Origin of the sequence: Aureispira sp. CCB-QB1 (genome assembly GCF_000724545.1) — a bacterium.
Lineage (GTDB): Bacteria > Bacteroidota > Bacteroidia > Chitinophagales > Saprospiraceae > Aureispira.
In genome coordinates this window covers 132,930-148,422 of sequence record NZ_JHBV01000024.1, presented here as the reverse complement: position 1 = coordinate 148,422, position 15,493 = coordinate 132,930, and the positions used below count along the sequence as shown (strand labels likewise).

Below are 15,493 nucleotides of genomic sequence, written 5' to 3'. Positions count from 1 at the left end.
GAGTTTGTGAGAAAGAAAGTTTATTCGCCTACAACAACTTTAGCGTAACGAATAATTTTATCATTTAGATAATAACCTTTCTCAATTGTATCGATAATTTTTCCTTTTAGTTCCTCAGAAGGAGCAGGTATTTTGGTTAATGCTTCATGCAATTCTGGATCAAAATCTTGACCTGTTGTCTCCATTTCTTTGATGCCTTGTTGCTCTAGAGCTTTGTACAACTTATTGTAAATCAAAATAACACCTTCAGGCATACTTTCTTCATTATCAATTGCTCTACTAAAATCATCTACTGCTGGCAATAAAGCTGCTAGAGAGTCTTTTGCGGCTAATTTGATAATATCTTGGCGCTCTTTGATCGTTCTTTTTCTATAGTTGTCAAACTCAGCAAAAATACGCAAGTATTTATCTTTCATCTCTCCTAATTCCTTTTGCAAACGCTCTGTTTCAGAAAGTTTACTCTCCTCTTTTTCCTCATGTTCTTTGGTCGATGCTACTTCCTCTGCGTTTTGCTCTTGCTCTGGTGTAGTTTCTTCTGACGTATTATCAACAGTAGAATCCTCTGTTGTATTGTTTGTTTCTTCTGTTGTCACGTTGTCTAGGTTTTCCTCATTTTCAGGACCGTCAACAGGAATTTCTTTCTTGTTCATGTATTCTATTTAAAATCTTCTAATTTTAGAAAATAAATAATCCCACTCATTTTAAAAAAATGAGCTACTTTTGGCTAGTCAAAATGTTTGCCAGCGCAAAAATAAAGACAATTTGTCAGAAAACCAGTTTAACGAATGTAAAATAGTCTTAATTTTGGCGTCTATTTGCCAATATTTCGTCTATTTTTTCGGTTAACAGATTGACACCAATAATTTTACCCGTGCCATCAATCAAAAAAGTATTTGGAATTTCTTTGATGCCATAAGCCAAAGCAACATGATCGTTTAGGCGTTTAATATCCGAAACATGGTTGGGCCATTCTAAGTTATCCTTTTCTATAGCTGCTAACCAACGGTTTCGATCTGTTTCAATTCCAACAGAAATAATGGTAAAACTACTTTCATTTTTAAATCGAACTCCTTGATATTTTTTATACAATGGCACCAGTTGTTTATTATGTTGGCGGCAAGGACCACACCAACTTCCCCAAAAATCTAATAAGACCAATTGCCCCTTAAAATCCGATAAACGAAGAGAGTCACCGTTAGGCATATACCCTACAAAATCTGGAGCAATAGAACCATTGCTTTGCCCAGGCATTCGGTAAATTTTGATAGCTCCCCAAACCAAAAAAATAATGAGAGGAATAAATAATAGTTCTTTTAGTTTTTTCATATGTAATACGTTCTGAAAAGTTATACTATTGATGAGATAGGTGTTAACAAAAATAAGAAAGTGAGTAAAGCTTTTGCCTTCTCACTTCAACAGAAAAATTATCTGTATAGTTGTTCCCTTAACAATTGTTTAGGATCTCATTATCGTTTGTTCTTGCCTTCTTTTTTTAGTACTCCCATTTGAATTAATGCTTTTTCGGAAGCTTTTTGTTCTGCACTTTTTTTGCTGTAGTCTTCAGCCGTTGCCAAAGCTTTGCCATCTAATAATACGGCAATTTTAAAACGTTCTCGGTTGTTTTTGGTTCTATAATGATCCAGAACATCGTAAGAAATAGTTTTTTGATTTTTTTGGCTGTATTCCAACAATTGACTTTTATAGTTAGTATTGACGCTTTCTAATTCATGCACATCAATATATTGACGAAGCATTTTATTGATAATAAAAGACTTCGTTTGGCGATAGCCAACATCCAAATAAACAGCTCCTACAAATGCCTCAAAAGTATTCCCCATCATTGTTTGGCTAATTCTAGTTGCTCCCAATTGGCGCAAAAAGATATCCAATTCCATGTGTTCGGCAATTTTGTTTAGTGCTTTTCTGTTGACCATTTTGGAACGCATCTGCGTCAAAAAGCCCTCGTCTTGAGTAGGATATTTTCGAAACAAGTATTCAGCTGTTACAGAATCTAATATGGCATCTCCCAAAAACTCAAGTCGTTCGTTATTAGTAGGATAACGAGTTTTGGTGTTTTCTTCCTTGGATGTTAATGATTTATGCGTAAAAGCTCGTTTGTAGAAATGTACATGTTTGGGAGTAAAACCCAGTATTTTTCGCAACTCTTTTACAAAAGCTTTATCCGTAGATAAAGTTAGATTATAAATTTTTCTTACCACAACATATTATTTATAAAACCCTCCCCAATAGTTTTTTAGTTCTTCTTGTGAATCTATCTAAGTGATTTTAGACCAAAGTTTGTTTATTTGGGTGTTTGTGTTGTATTGGTTGATAACAAGGGGAGTTTGTTAACAAAACTCTATTTGCACCATTTTAAATATATTAGTGCGTTGATTGATAGACAAATAGAAGTTTCATTGGTTAAGAGTAGTTGTTTGATTTCTACTGTCTTAACATAAAATAAGAAGGGATAATACACTCTATTATTAATGCATTATCCCTTAATACCTTGTCAATATAGCAAGAATAAAATTATTCTTCAAACTTTTTGAAAATGATTGTCGAATTATGTCCTCCAAAACCAAAGCTATTGCTTAGCGCAGCACGTACTTCTCTTTTTTGAGGAGTATTAGGCGTTAGGTTTAATCGAGGATTAATTTCAGGATCGGTTTCTTCGTGATTGATGGTTGCAGGAACAATACTTTCACAGATAGTTTTGATACAAATGACAGACTCAATAGCACCAGCGGCACCCAATAAATGTCCTGTCATAGATTTAGTAGAACTTATATTTAAGTTATAAGCATCTTCTCCAAAAACTTTTTCTATGGCTGTAATTTCCATCACATCTCCTAGTGGAGTAGAGGTACCATGTGTATTGATATAGTCAATATCTTTAGATGTTAATCCAGCACAATCTAATGCTTTTTGCATTACTTTAGCTGCACCTGCACCTTCAGGATCTGGCGCTGTAATATGATAAGCATCAGAAGTCATAGCTGTTCCTACCAATTCTGCATAGATGGTTGCACCACGTTTTTTGGCGTGTTCGTATTCTTCTAATACAATAGCACCAGCACCTTCGCCTAAAACAAAACCATCGCGATTTTTATCATAAGGTCTAGATGCAGCTGTTGGGTTTTCATTTCTTTTGGACAGCGCTTTTAAAGCACCAAAAGCACCCACTCCAACGGTAGTTACAGAAGCTTCAGAGCCCCCGACCAATATTACATCTGCGCGCCCTATACGAATCAAATCAAAAGCAATACTAGAAGCATGAGTAGTTGAAGCACAAGCTGTTACTACTGCTGCTGTAATTCCTTTAAAATTATTGCGAATAGAAATGTTACCTGCTGCGGCATCTACAATCATTTTGGGAACCAACAAAGGAGAGAAACGAGGCGTACCATCTCCATCTTTGAATTTTTCAATTTCCTCTTGCAAAGATTCCAATCCTCCAATACCTGAAGACCAAAGTACACCAATTTCATCTTTGATGTCTTGGCTAATAGTGTCTAACTTAGCATCTCTAACCGCTTGATCACTAGCTGCTAAGGCGTATTGGACAAATTTGTCTGTTCTTCTTTCCAAACGACGGTCTCCTAAGACCTCTGTCACATTAAAGTTTTTTATTTCACAAGCAAATTGTGTTTTAAACTTTGATGCATCAAAATTTTTAATTGGTCCTGCACCAGATTTGCCTTCTAGTAAAGCAGACCAAAATTCTTCAACGGTGTTACCAATAGGAGTCAAGGCACCTAATCCTGTAACAACTACTCTTCTGTTTTGCATAGTATTTTTGGGATTGATATGTTAAACAGATAATTTTTTTATTAAAAAAAGGCTAACTGTATAAGAGTTAGCTGAAAGCTTAAATCAATTGATTAAAGATTAAATTTATCGTTCTAAATCAACTTGATTGAAGAAAAATAGTACATAGTCTATAAAAAAGAACAAGCGTTGAAGCATTATGCTTCAACGCTTATACATAAGCTCTTTTTGGTTAGCTATTTATAGCTGCTTCCAAGAACTCTATGGCATTACCCACAGTTTGGATTTCTTCTGCTTTCTCGTCAGGGATAGAAAGTTCAAATTCTCTTTCGAACTCCATTATCAATTCTACTAAGTCAATTGAATCAGCACCTAAATCTTGCTTAAAATTTGCTTCTGCAGTTACTTCAGATGCATCGATAACTAGTTTGTCTGCGATAATTTTGGTTACGCGTTCAGTTATAGTTGACATAACTTGTATTATTTTGAATAATCAATAAAAAAACCTTTCGGTAATTTGTTTTATAATCAGTGGCAAAGATGGATATTTACAATTGTATAACCAAAGTTTTTGCTATTTTTTTTAATCTGTTGAGCTTCTTCATTCATTTTCAGGCAGAATATTATTGCTTTTTGAACGCTATATGATTTGATTTATTTGGCGTTTTTGGGATTAACATAAGGTCGAATAAGTAAGAAAAATAGCTTGGTTCATAAATAACATTTGGTGTTAATTACTGTTAAGAAATTATTTTTATAGATTTAATGCCCTACTTTGTATACCTACATTATGGACAATTGATTTGATAGTGCTTAAAATTATAATTTTTGGCTTAATTCTAGTCTTATCTATAAACTAATCAGTGCCTCTTGTTGATCAATTACACGACTATTACAAAAATGAGGCTAAAAGTTGATCTAATGCTCAACCAATAAGAGAAATAGATCGTTAAATTTAAAATATATTTTATCATGAAAATAATAATATATGCTTAAACATATTTTCTTTTATCTTGCCTTGCTGGCAGGAGCAGGAAGTGTGCTAGGTCAGGGATATATCTTGATTCCAATGGATGAGAGCCAGACCAATCATATGAAAGCGTATGGCATTACCTACCAAGTCCTTTCTGCGAAACAAGAAGCGTATTGGTTACTGAATTATCATGGAGGAAGTTTTGCATTTCAATACAATGATGTGTTCAAAAAAGAATGTATGCGTAGAGGTGTTTCCTTCAAAGTTATTCCAACTGCCTCGTTTAATAGTATCTTGAACGAAATAAACGATCCTCAAGTTAACATGGAGGCAATGAAGTTGGAGGTGGCTCCTAAGGTGGCTGTTTATAGTCCTACTGTTAATGTGAGAGGAAAAGAGGTACAGCCTTGGGATGACGCCGTTACGCTGGTATTAACTTATGCAGAAATTCCTTATGACTTGGTGTATGATGACGAGGTATTAGATGGCAAACTTAATGAATACGATTGGCTGCATTTGCATCATGAAGATTTTACAGGACAATTTGGAAAATTCTTTGCCAATTATAGCAGTCAAAAATGGTATAAAGACCATGTTCGAAGTATGGAAGCTTTGGCCGAAAAACACGGATATAGCAAAGTTTCTCAACTGAAACTAGCCGTTGTTAAGAAAATTCGGGAATTTGTCTCTGGTGGTGGATTTATGTTTGCAATGTGTTCTGCTACTGATACTTATGATATTACTTTGGCTGCTGATGGCGTTGATATATGTGATTATATGTACGATGGAGATGCTCCCGACCCTCAGGCACAAGAGAAGTTGAATTATAACAATACGTTTGCTTTTAAGGATTTTAAATTGGTAAGAGATCCCTTGAAGTATGAATTTTCTACCATAGATGCTTCTCCCTTGACATCACCCTCTAGAAGGGTAAAGGATGATGTGGATTATTTTACTTTATTTGATTTTTCTGCAAAATGGGATCCTGTTCCTACGATGTTGACACAGTCACATACTAAGACCGTAAAAGGTTTTATGGGACAGACAACGGCATTTAGAAAAGATCAAATTAAATCTAATGTATTGATTTTGGGAGAAAACAAACCGGCTAATGAAGCACGGTACATTCACGGAACCTTTCAAAAAGGATTTTGGAGTTTTTATGGTGGTCATGACCCTGAAGATTATCGTCATTTTGTACACGACCCGCCAACCGATTTAGAGTTGCACAAGCAATCTGCTGGATATCGACTTATTTTGAATAATGTTTTGTTCCCAGCAGCCAAAAAGAAACCTAGGAAAACATAACTAGATAAAGAAAACAACTACTTGATTTGAGAGTAGTTGTTTTTTTCGTTTAGGAAGATATTTTTCATGAATAGTAGAGTAGACCAATTGCTTGTAGATTATTTATTGAGGGGATATTAACTGTATGGAAGAATTTATTTGTCAAAAATAAGGAGAACCAAAACCGATGTATTACTTTTACTTACCTTAGTTCAAGGTTTTTATCATTTTTTGAACGATTATTTATATTACAATAGTTTGTTGCCTTTTTATCTTTTGTTAAAAAAGTGATGAACTACTATTATACTATATTATAGCCATCAATGAAATATACAACTATAGCTGTTACCATTTTATTTCTATTTGCTTCTGCCTGCAAACAAGATACGAATAAAGTAAAAGAGATTATAAATGTCAATCTTGAAGACCCTGTTGTGCAATTGATATTTAATTATCAAAATGAGCGAAAAACAGACATCTTATTGACTTACCTGACCGTTCCTAATCCTACACACCGATACTTGGCAGCTTTAGCCTTTGGTTCGGTTCAAGATACAGCAGCAATAAAAGATTTAGCTGATTTGTTGAAAGATGATTATGAAGAAGTGCGATATGCTGCTGCTTATGCCTTGGGGCAAACAAGGAATATCAAAGCTGCTACTTACCTAACAAATGCCTTTAGAGAGGATTCATCTAGACTCGTCCAAGCAGGAATATTAGAGGCTATCGGACGCTGTGGGACAGAAGAACATCTAAAAAACCTTTCTGTAACACGCCCATATCCTATCCAAGATAGTATTCTTTTAGAAGGACAGGCAACAGCGTTGTATCGTTTTGCATTGAGGGGCTTGGTACACAAAGAGGGAACAACCAAGATTATGAATGACTTTATGGCCAATTCATTAATGTCTTCTAAGGCACGATTTATTGCTGCCAATTATTTGGCTCGAACAAAAGGAATTGATTTGAGTGGTTATGAGAATGTATTGATGAACAACGTCTCGGAAGAAAAAAATCCCAATACCTTAATGTCACTAGTTACGGCATTGGCAAAAAGTAAGACCAAACGTGCGCAAGATATGCTAGAACGCATTTATCCTCAACAAAAAGATTATCGAGTAAAATGTAATATACTGAGAGGGCTAAAATATTTTCCTTATGATTCAGTCAAAACTTTAGCGTTTGATGCCTTAGATGATAAGAATTTGCATGTAAATATCACAGCAGCAGAATACTTATACCATAATGGAAATGATTTGGATGCTGGCAAATATTATACCTTAGCAGACAAACACACCGATTGGCAAGTACGCTCCATCTTGTTGGGAGCAGCTGTACATAATTTGTCTTATTTCAAATCAAAAACCAAAGCTTTTTTTAGCTCTAAAATTATTAGTTTGTATAAGGCATCGAACAATGTATACGAAAAAGCAGCCTTGTTAAAAGCTTTGGGCAACCATAGTTGGAATTATCGTTTTATTGCAAGTGAAATATTCCCCAAAGCAGATAGTATTATCATTCCAGAAGTCATTCGATCAAGTGGAACCGAAGCACTAACCCTATTGAGGGGCTCGGAAACCTTTGATAGAGAGTTGGCGCTTTCAAAGGTTCGTGTAACCAATGAGATTAATGTGCTGTTAAAACGAGCCATAGAAGAAGGTGATCCTGCTATGCAAGCTATTGTTGCCGATTTTTTGGCAGATGAAACGTTAAATTTTAAAGCAGTATTCTCTGATTATCAATTCCTAAAAGAGGCACAGGAAAAGCTCTCTTTACCAGGAAGTATTGAGACATATATCATTCTCCAAAAAGCAATCAATTATTTTGAAGGAAATCCCAATCGTTCTGTTCATAAAAAATCGAATTCTTTTACAGAAATAGATTGGCCCTTAATTCGTGTCCTTAAAGATAACCACAAAATTATTATACAAACTACAAAAGGAAATATTGTCCTCAAATTGCACCCAGAAGTAGCACCTGCTACAGTGACGCAATTCGTGCATTTGGCAAAAGCCAAATATTATGACAACAAACCATTCCATCGAGTCGTGCCTAATTTTGTGGTACAAGGCGGTTGCTCTAGGGGAGATGGTTATAGTGGTTTTGATGTAACGGTTGTTTCGGAATTCAGTCCCAAAGTACGTTACCATGACGAAGGTTGGGTTGGTATGGCTTCGGCAGGAAAAGATACAGAGAGCACACAATTCTTTATTACGCATGCCCCAACTCCCCACTTAGATGATAATTACACTATTTTTGCAAAAGTGGCAGAAGGTATGGATGTGGTACACAAATTAGAAGTGGGAGATAAAATTATTACTATAAGTATCAATTAGTTCATAGCAGTCATTACTTCATGAGTGCAGTTAAGTAAAGTACTTGACAGTAGAATGTGCACGGTTATATAGACAACTATAGCCAATATAAAATACGTTAAAAATCTGAGCAAAACTAGTATTTATACAGATTCTCAACGTATTTTTTTCTTAAGGCTATTACTTGCCAAATTCTGCCTCAAAGGGCTTTATAAAATGCTCCTCTTTAGCATAAATAGCAAAAACAACTCGTTTAAATTGGTTTTTATATTTACCTAATAAGAGCTCTTTGAACAAAGCGGCAATCACTACAGGATCGTTTTGAAAAACACCACAACCCCAAGCTCCTAAGATTAATGTTTCGTGCCCATTTTGTTTACAAATAGCTAAAACCATATCCATACGACGCTGCATCGTTTCATGGATTCTATTTACATTATTAGGCTCATTACGTTGCACTGCTCCTGCGTTTACAGCAGGTGCTGTGATAATAGCGCTATAGGTCAATTCATCTAGCAAGTTGCCATTTTCATCTTTAAAAATAGGAACATTAGGACTGTAAATAATATGATCTGTGTACAGACAAGAGTTAACGGTTCTATTTTCTTTATAATAATGTTCTGCCTTTAATTGGCAAGGATATAAGCCGCTTGCTCTAGCAATACTTTCCTCTTGTGCTTGGCTTCCATTGAGAAAACCTCCCCCAGGATTTTTAGCAGAGGCAAAGTTAAGGCAAGCAAGGCGCTGATCTGTTGGATATTCTTTTCGGACAGCATCTAATGTTGTAAGCGAATTGACAACAAATTCCGTTTCCAAATGTTGAGCAATAGGAAGCGGTTGTTGGATTAGCTCAAGCAATTGTTTTGGTTCATACAATACTGTTTGTTGTTTGGCTGTCTTTAAAGCCTTTGACAAATAAACAGGTTTACCTAAGTTATTTTGATAACTTCCTTTTTTTAAGATGCTCAAAGTATCTTTTGCAATTAGGGCGCGTGTGCTTCGTTTCATGATTTTTAAATTTTATAGCGATGAAACATTCTTGGGATAGAAAATAGTTCCAGTTGGGAATAAAATATTAGAAATAATTAGCAAAGTATATTCTAACGTAAAAGGTACTTAAAAGATAGGCGTATAATTCTAAAATTGAGTTCTTCCAATTCTAAGCATTAGACTTCAAAAGTCTAAATACTTTTCTATCTTTACGGCTATAAAAAGACATCAATTTCAATACTTTATTTTAATCCAAATGTAATGGAAAATAATATCCACCCAATATTCGATCGACTACTACAACGGAAAGATAGAGAAAAGCGATTGGGACAACGCAGCAAAGTACTATGGTTAACAGGATTATCAGGTTCTGGAAAAAGCACAATAGCACAGCATTTGGAGCGCAAGCTTTATAACGAAGGCTTTTTTGCGCAAGTTTTGGATGGAGATAATATTCGTTCTGGAATCAATAATAATTTGTCATTTAGCCCAGAAGATAGAATGGAGAATATTCGCCGAATTTCAGAAATTGCAAAACTATACTTGCACAGCGGTGTTGTAACTATAAACTCTTTTATAAGCCCAACCATTGCCATTCGACAAATGGCAAAAGAAATTATTGGTGTAGACGATTTCGTCGAGGTATTTATTAATACCCCTTTAGAGGTTTGTGAATCAAGAGATGTGAAAGGCTTGTACAAGAAAGCTAGAAAGGGTGAAATTAAGGGGTTTACGGGGATAGATGCTCCTTATGAAGCTCCCATTAATCCCGATATCGAAGTAAAAACGCATAATATGACTATTGACGAATCTGTCGATGTTATTTATAACTATTTGTTGGATATTATTACTTTGTAATTGTTCTGGTATTTTGAGTAACTCATTTTGGTTGTATCTTAACTATTCTAATCTGATTAGAGTTGTATTGGTCAATGGGAAAAAATAGGAGATGCTCTACTATGAACAACGCATTCATCAATAACCGTTAAAATAATCCAACAAACAATCAATTATTTATTTTCTTAGTTTGTGCATTAATACAATCTGTATTAAAATACCCCACGCAGGCTATCTTATCTTTATAAATTATAATTTGTAACTTATGAACTATCATCTAAGCCACTTAAGAGAATTAGAAGCAGAATCTATTTTCGTCTTGAGAGAAGTAGCCGCTCAATTTGAGAAGCCTGTACTGATGTTTTCTGGCGGTAAGGATTCTATATTAATGACTTACTTGGCTCAAAAAGCATTTTATCCTGCAAACATTCCTTTTCCGTTGTTGCACATTGATACAGGGCATAACTTTACCGAAACAATAGAGTTTAGAGATAAATTGGTAGAGCGCCTAGGTGTCAAACTTATCGTGGGGTCTGTTCAAGAAGCAATAGACAAAGGCTTGGTCACCGAAGAAAAAGGCTATAATGCTAGTAGAAATAGCTTGCAAACAGCTGTCTTGTTAGAAGAATTGGAAAAAGGACAGTTTGATGCTGCAATGGGGGGCGCTAGACGCGACGAAGAAAAAGCAAGAGCTAAAGAACGCTTTTTCTCTCATCGGGATGAGTTTGGTCAATGGGATCCTAAAAACCAACGTCCTGAACTGTGGAATATTTTTAATGGTAAAAAACAATTTGGAGAACATTTTAGAATATTCCCAATTAGCAACTGGACAGAGTTGGATGTGTGGCAATATCTTATGTTAGAAAAAGTACCTTTGCCTAGCTTGTATTTCGCACATATGAGAAAATGTTTTGAACGCAACGGAGTTATCTTAGCAGCATCAGATTATATTAACATGAAACCTGAAGAAAAAGCATCTGTAGAGGAACGTATGATTCGTTTCCGTACAATTGGAGACATCACTTGTACGGGAGCCGTAAGTTCTGAAGCCGATACAATGGAAAAAATTGTAGAGGAAGTAGCGGCTACTCGTATTACTGAAAGAGGAGGTCGTTCTGATGATAAACGTTCAGAAACAGCCATGGAAGATAGAAAAAAACATGGTTATTTTTAAGGAATGCGATTGAACTGTGCTGCTACTGCGTGGTTCTCACCAAGTAATGTTTAATCAAATAAGGAATCAAGACAATTCTTAATTGTGGCGCTGCTGCAATTATTCAATGATAATAATTATGAAAGAACAAAAAACAGAACTCTTGCGATTTACAACAGCAGGAAGTGTAGATGATGGAAAAAGTACGCTTATTGGGCGTTTGTTATATGATAGTAAATCTATTTTTGAAGATCAGTATGATTTGATAAAGGAAACCAGTGAACGTAGAGGCGAAGAAGGGATTAATCTAGCTTTGTTAACAGATGGTCTAAAGGCAGAAAGAGAACAAGGTATTACCATAGATGTAGCCTATCGTTATTTTGCAACGCCAAAACGTAAATTTATTATAGCTGATACCCCAGGACATATTCAGTATACAAGAAATATGGTGACAGGGGCATCAACAGCCAATGCTGCACTAATTTTGGTAGATGCTCGACATGGTATCGTGGAACAGACGCGCCGCCACTCTTTTATTGCATCTTTATTACAAATCCCTCACTTAATTGTGTGCGTCAATAAAATGGATTTGGTAGATTATAAAGAAGAAGCTTACGATAAAATCAAGAGTGATTTTGCAAATTTTGCTTCCAAATTAGCTATCAGTGATGTTGATTTTATTCCTATATCTGCGCTATATGGTGATAATGTTGTTAAAAAATCAGAGAATATGCCTTGGTATGGTGGCTCTACCTTGTTGTATACCTTAGAAAACGTACATATTGCTAGCGATCACAATTTTATCGATTGTCGTTTTCCTGTTCAACATGTTATCCGCCCTAATACAGACGAACACCACGATTATAGAGGCTATGCAGGGCGTGTAGCGGGAGGTGTTTTTCAAAAGGGAGATAAGGTTGTTGTTCATCCTTCAGGGTTTTCGTCAAAAATTGCGAAAATTGACACCTTTGATGGAGAAATAGACAAAGCATACCCTCCTATGTCGGTTACTATATTATTAGAAGATGACATTGATGTTAGCCGAGGAGATATGATTGTTCGCGAAAATAATCAAGCAACGGTTACTCAAGATTTGGAAGTAATGGTATGTTGGTTTAATCCAAAACCATTGCAATTGCGTGGCAAGTATACCATCTTGCATACAACTAAAGAGGCTCGTTGTTTGGTGAAAGATATCCGTTATAAGCTAGATATTAACAACTTAAAAAGAAAAGAAGAGGATAAAGATATTGGCATGAATGATATTGCTAGAATCGTTGTTCGTACCATGAAGCCTTTATTTGTAGACTCTTACCGAAAAAACCGAGTGACAGGGGCCTTGATTTTTGTCGATGAAGGAACCAACGAGACAGTTGGTGCTGGTATGATTATTTAGGTTTGTTATAAGAAGAAGAAAAAAAAGCTCTTTCCGTACAGTTAGTGGGAAAGAGCTTTTTTTTAACTTGATATAAGGTATATCTATTCTGAAAATGGATTTAATCTTAATATATTAGAACCAGGACCTGTACAGCCTTCTAATAATGGACAATCTTCAGTACTAGGAACAGTACTTGTTCTTGGTACAACTTGAATATTCAATACTTCATTTTCGAGAGTAGAGTGTATAAATAATTCAAAGGCTAAAGTGTGTTTTTGGGGGGCTATCGCTAAACCAACCTCAGCCCCAGCAACCTGAGCATTAGCAGAAATATTTTTTGCTAATGCCATATCATCTACATCAAGTACCATTCGTATTTGATGTATGGCGGTGTTATTTTCAAATTTAGTTTGACCAACTTTACTGATATCTATTCTATCTAGAGAATAGGGGCTATTTTTTTGAAATCTAATTGTTCCATTATTGATTGGCTCAAGATCAGCAAATACAATTGATTTTCCATTTTTATATGTTTTGCTAACCTTAAATGGCAAGTGTAGCTGAATATCATCAGGCGCCACATTCGTACGAAAAGTTGCCGCCAAAAGGTTGCCCCCTAATTCTTTTAATTCATCGAGAGTACCGCTTTGAATTTTGTCATTGAACCAGTCTAATAACCATTTTGTTTTCTCCGTTAAGTCATCTCCTCCAGGAATTTCATTATGCACTTCTGTTGCTGCGATTTCAACCAATGTTTTTCGTGGTTCCCAGTTGAGTTGATAATTAACCACTAATGTACTGGTATCGATGCTCAGAGGGCGTCGTTTAGCACTATTTCTACTGACACTTAAAGCAGCTTTTAAATCTTTGGTGCTAGGAAAAATAAATTCCATAGAATCAATCAATTCTTCCACATCTTCAGGGTAATAATTTTTAGTATAAGAAGTATATTGTTTTTTCAAAATCTTATCCAGCTGTGCATTTTCCATGGCATCCCTCCATATGTTTTGGATATTTTTGAATGTGACGGTATTGCTTTCTTTTGCCAAGGACGTTTTTAAGAATTGTTCATAAATAAATCGAAGCCCTTCTAATCCATTAATATCTTTAGTAAATAAGTATTCTAATTCTTGGCTCAAATCTTTAGTTTTAAAAGTAGTATTATCCGACCAACTAGAAGATTTTGCATCCAATACTAAGTCTTTAGACGCTGTTGTCCACTGATCTATTTTGATTTGATAATCATCAAAACTAGCTTGAGCTTTTACTTCTTCAAACAAACTTTTTAATTGGCTGCTGAACTTAAGTGGAAAGGAAAATTTTTGCTCTTGCCACTGATCAGCCATTCTATAATTATGGCTTCGTGCTAAACTATCTAACTCGTCAATTGATGCTCCAATTAAATCTGAAAGTAAGTCTCCTCGCTCAATTTTAGTCGTAGCAGATTTTAAATGATACATGACTAGACTCATAAGCGGATCAATATCTCCATAATTGCTAGAGAGAATACCTAATTTTTGACGATAACTGCCAGCGTAGAATAAGGTATCTTGATTTTCTACACTATTGATTGTTTTGATTACGTCCTTTGTCCAAGCAGAAAGTTTTTCTTGGAAGATTCTATACTCTGGGGCATCATTATAAGGTACCTCAATTATTGCCTCGTTGAGCCAATGGGCAAATGTAGCAGCAGGAGGAAATAGGCTACCATCAAAATCATTATCATTGATGTTTTTATACAAGTCGTAATTATAATAAACAACAATATCTTTAGGTTTGATACTAGAGAAGGCATCTGCAATTGTAGAGGCAACGATTGTTCCTTCTATTTCTACTGCATCAAAACTTCGGAGATAATTGCGAAGAACCTTATAAATATGGTTATAAAGGGCAGGGTCATATTTTTCATCTGAGAATTCAGCCTCAATGGTTTTTAATAATTTTACGGTATTAATTTTTTTATGATTTTTATAATGTTGCATAGAATCTTGTACAAGCCAAGCCCAATCTTTTACAGATTCAACATATTCTTGCTTAGATACTCCTTGGTTAGGGGCAGCACCTGGATGATTGGGGTGTTTGGTATCTTCTATGTTTTGCCTTAATAAAACATTAAGAATGGCTTTATCTGAAGATGGTAAAATATCATCAAGAGACTTTGCTTTTTTTAGATTTCTCTTGATAGCAATATTATTTTTGTCTTTAAGCAGATTAATGATATTGTTTAAGGTATATTTTTTTAAAACTTCAATAATTTTAATTGCTAAATGTTCACGAGAAGGGGGTGTTAGACTATCTGGTAATGAATTAATTATATCATCGTATATATATTGATTAATTAAGTAGAGTTTTGCCATTAGAGCACTCTCTAGCATTACTTTAAATTTAGAAACTAAAACTGGAGTTTTATCGCCATCTAAGGTTTCTAATTCTATGGCAAAACCATTTAACTTATTAGATAATTTTGCTGCAAAAATCCCCAAATTAACCTCTTCATCAAGATTTATATCTGATGATACATTAGTTTTTGATTTATCTAAATGCTCTACTTTTGCCTTGTAATAATTATCTAGAAATCTTTGGTTTTCAGGAATACTTAGTGTTTGACGAGCTAGATCTAGTTGTTGCAACGTGCTAGAATCGATTTGATGCTTTAATAGTGGGTAAGCTGTTAATATGGTATCTAAAGTTTTGAAATAGGAGTCAAGCTGAATTAGTTTTTTTTGTTGCATAGGTGAAGCACTTAGTAAAATAATGGTTAGTAGTAAAATTTTCATACTTTAATTGCT

The 15,493-nt window shown here is 35.0% G+C and carries 12 protein-coding genes; 5 read left to right on the top strand and 7 right to left on the bottom strand.

From position 1 onward, the window contains the following. Positions 1 to 20: 20 nt before the first annotated feature. The 5 genes from CG11_RS11910 to CG11_RS11890 form a co-directional block, all read right to left on the bottom strand. Positions 21 to 650, bottom strand: coding sequence for a nucleotide exchange factor GrpE (locus tag CG11_RS11910; protein WP_081909537.1), 630 nt, complete (start codon positions 648 to 650; stop codon positions 21 to 23). Between the two features lie 148 nt (positions 651 to 798). Continuing rightward, positions 799 to 1,326 (bottom strand): TlpA disulfide reductase family protein, encoded by a 528-nt coding sequence (locus CG11_RS11905; RefSeq protein ID WP_052596478.1) that lies wholly within the window; start codon positions 1,324 to 1,326, stop codon positions 799 to 801. Positions 1,327 to 1,466: 140 nt separating this feature from the next. After that, positions 1,467 to 2,219: a ribonuclease III gene (gene rnc / locus CG11_RS11900; protein ID WP_052596475.1), complete on the bottom strand. Its 753-nt coding sequence runs from the start codon at positions 2,217 to 2,219 to the stop codon at positions 1,467 to 1,469. Positions 2,220 to 2,532: 313 nt separating this feature from the next. After that, complete coding sequence (fabF, locus tag CG11_RS11895; RefSeq protein WP_052596472.1) at positions 2,533 to 3,792, bottom strand: beta-ketoacyl-ACP synthase II; 1,260 nt, start codon at positions 3,790 to 3,792, stop codon at positions 2,533 to 2,535. Positions 3,793 to 4,003: 211 nt separating this feature from the next. After that, positions 4,004 to 4,243 (bottom strand): acyl carrier protein, encoded by a 240-nt coding sequence (locus CG11_RS11890; RefSeq protein ID WP_052596470.1) that lies wholly within the window; start codon positions 4,241 to 4,243, stop codon positions 4,004 to 4,006. Between the two features lie 516 nt (positions 4,244 to 4,759). Between CG11_RS11890 and CG11_RS11885 the strand changes: the two genes are divergently transcribed. Together CG11_RS11885 and CG11_RS29195 are read left to right on the top strand one after the other, a co-directional pair. Further along, a complete protein-coding gene (locus CG11_RS11885) occupies positions 4,760 to 6,052 on the top strand; it encodes a hypothetical protein (RefSeq protein WP_052596467.1) in 1,293 nt (430 codons plus the stop codon). Positions 6,053 to 6,354: 302 nt separating this feature from the next. Continuing rightward, a complete protein-coding gene (locus CG11_RS29195) occupies positions 6,355 to 8,367 on the top strand; it encodes a peptidylprolyl isomerase (RefSeq protein ID WP_072010996.1) in 2,013 nt (670 codons plus the stop codon). A 159-nt stretch (positions 8,368 to 8,526) separates the two neighbouring features. Here the strand turns inward: CG11_RS29195 and CG11_RS11875 are convergent, their stop codons facing one another. Then, positions 8,527 to 9,354 carry a TIGR02452 family protein gene (locus tag CG11_RS11875; RefSeq protein WP_052596465.1) on the bottom strand — a complete coding sequence of 276 codons (828 nt, stop codon included), beginning with the start codon at positions 9,352 to 9,354 and terminating at the stop codon, positions 8,527 to 8,529. A gap of 243 nt (positions 9,355 to 9,597) precedes the next feature. Between CG11_RS11875 and cysC the strand changes: the two genes are divergently transcribed. The 3 genes from cysC (at position 9,598) to cysN (ending at position 12,722) form a co-directional block, all read left to right on the top strand. Beyond that, positions 9,598 to 10,194 carry an adenylyl-sulfate kinase gene (gene cysC / locus CG11_RS11870; RefSeq protein WP_052596463.1) on the top strand — a complete coding sequence of 199 codons (597 nt, stop codon included), beginning with the start codon at positions 9,598 to 9,600 and terminating at the stop codon, positions 10,192 to 10,194. Between the two features lie 244 nt (positions 10,195 to 10,438). Continuing rightward, the gene (cysD, locus tag CG11_RS11865) at positions 10,439 to 11,347 is read left to right on the top strand and encodes a sulfate adenylyltransferase subunit CysD (protein WP_052596461.1); all 909 of its coding nucleotides are present in this window, start codon (positions 10,439 to 10,441) and stop codon (positions 11,345 to 11,347) included. A gap of 118 nt (positions 11,348 to 11,465) precedes the next feature. After that, complete coding sequence (cysN, locus tag CG11_RS11860; protein WP_081909536.1) at positions 11,466 to 12,722, top strand: sulfate adenylyltransferase subunit CysN; 1,257 nt, start codon at positions 11,466 to 11,468, stop codon at positions 12,720 to 12,722. 83 nt (positions 12,723 to 12,805) lie between these two features. Here cysN and CG11_RS11855 read toward each other — a convergent pair whose 3' ends face one another. Further along, the gene (locus CG11_RS11855) at positions 12,806 to 15,481 is read right to left on the bottom strand and encodes a hypothetical protein (RefSeq protein ID WP_052596456.1); all 2,676 of its coding nucleotides are present in this window, start codon (positions 15,479 to 15,481) and stop codon (positions 12,806 to 12,808) included. Positions 15,482 to 15,493 lie beyond the last annotated feature (12 nt).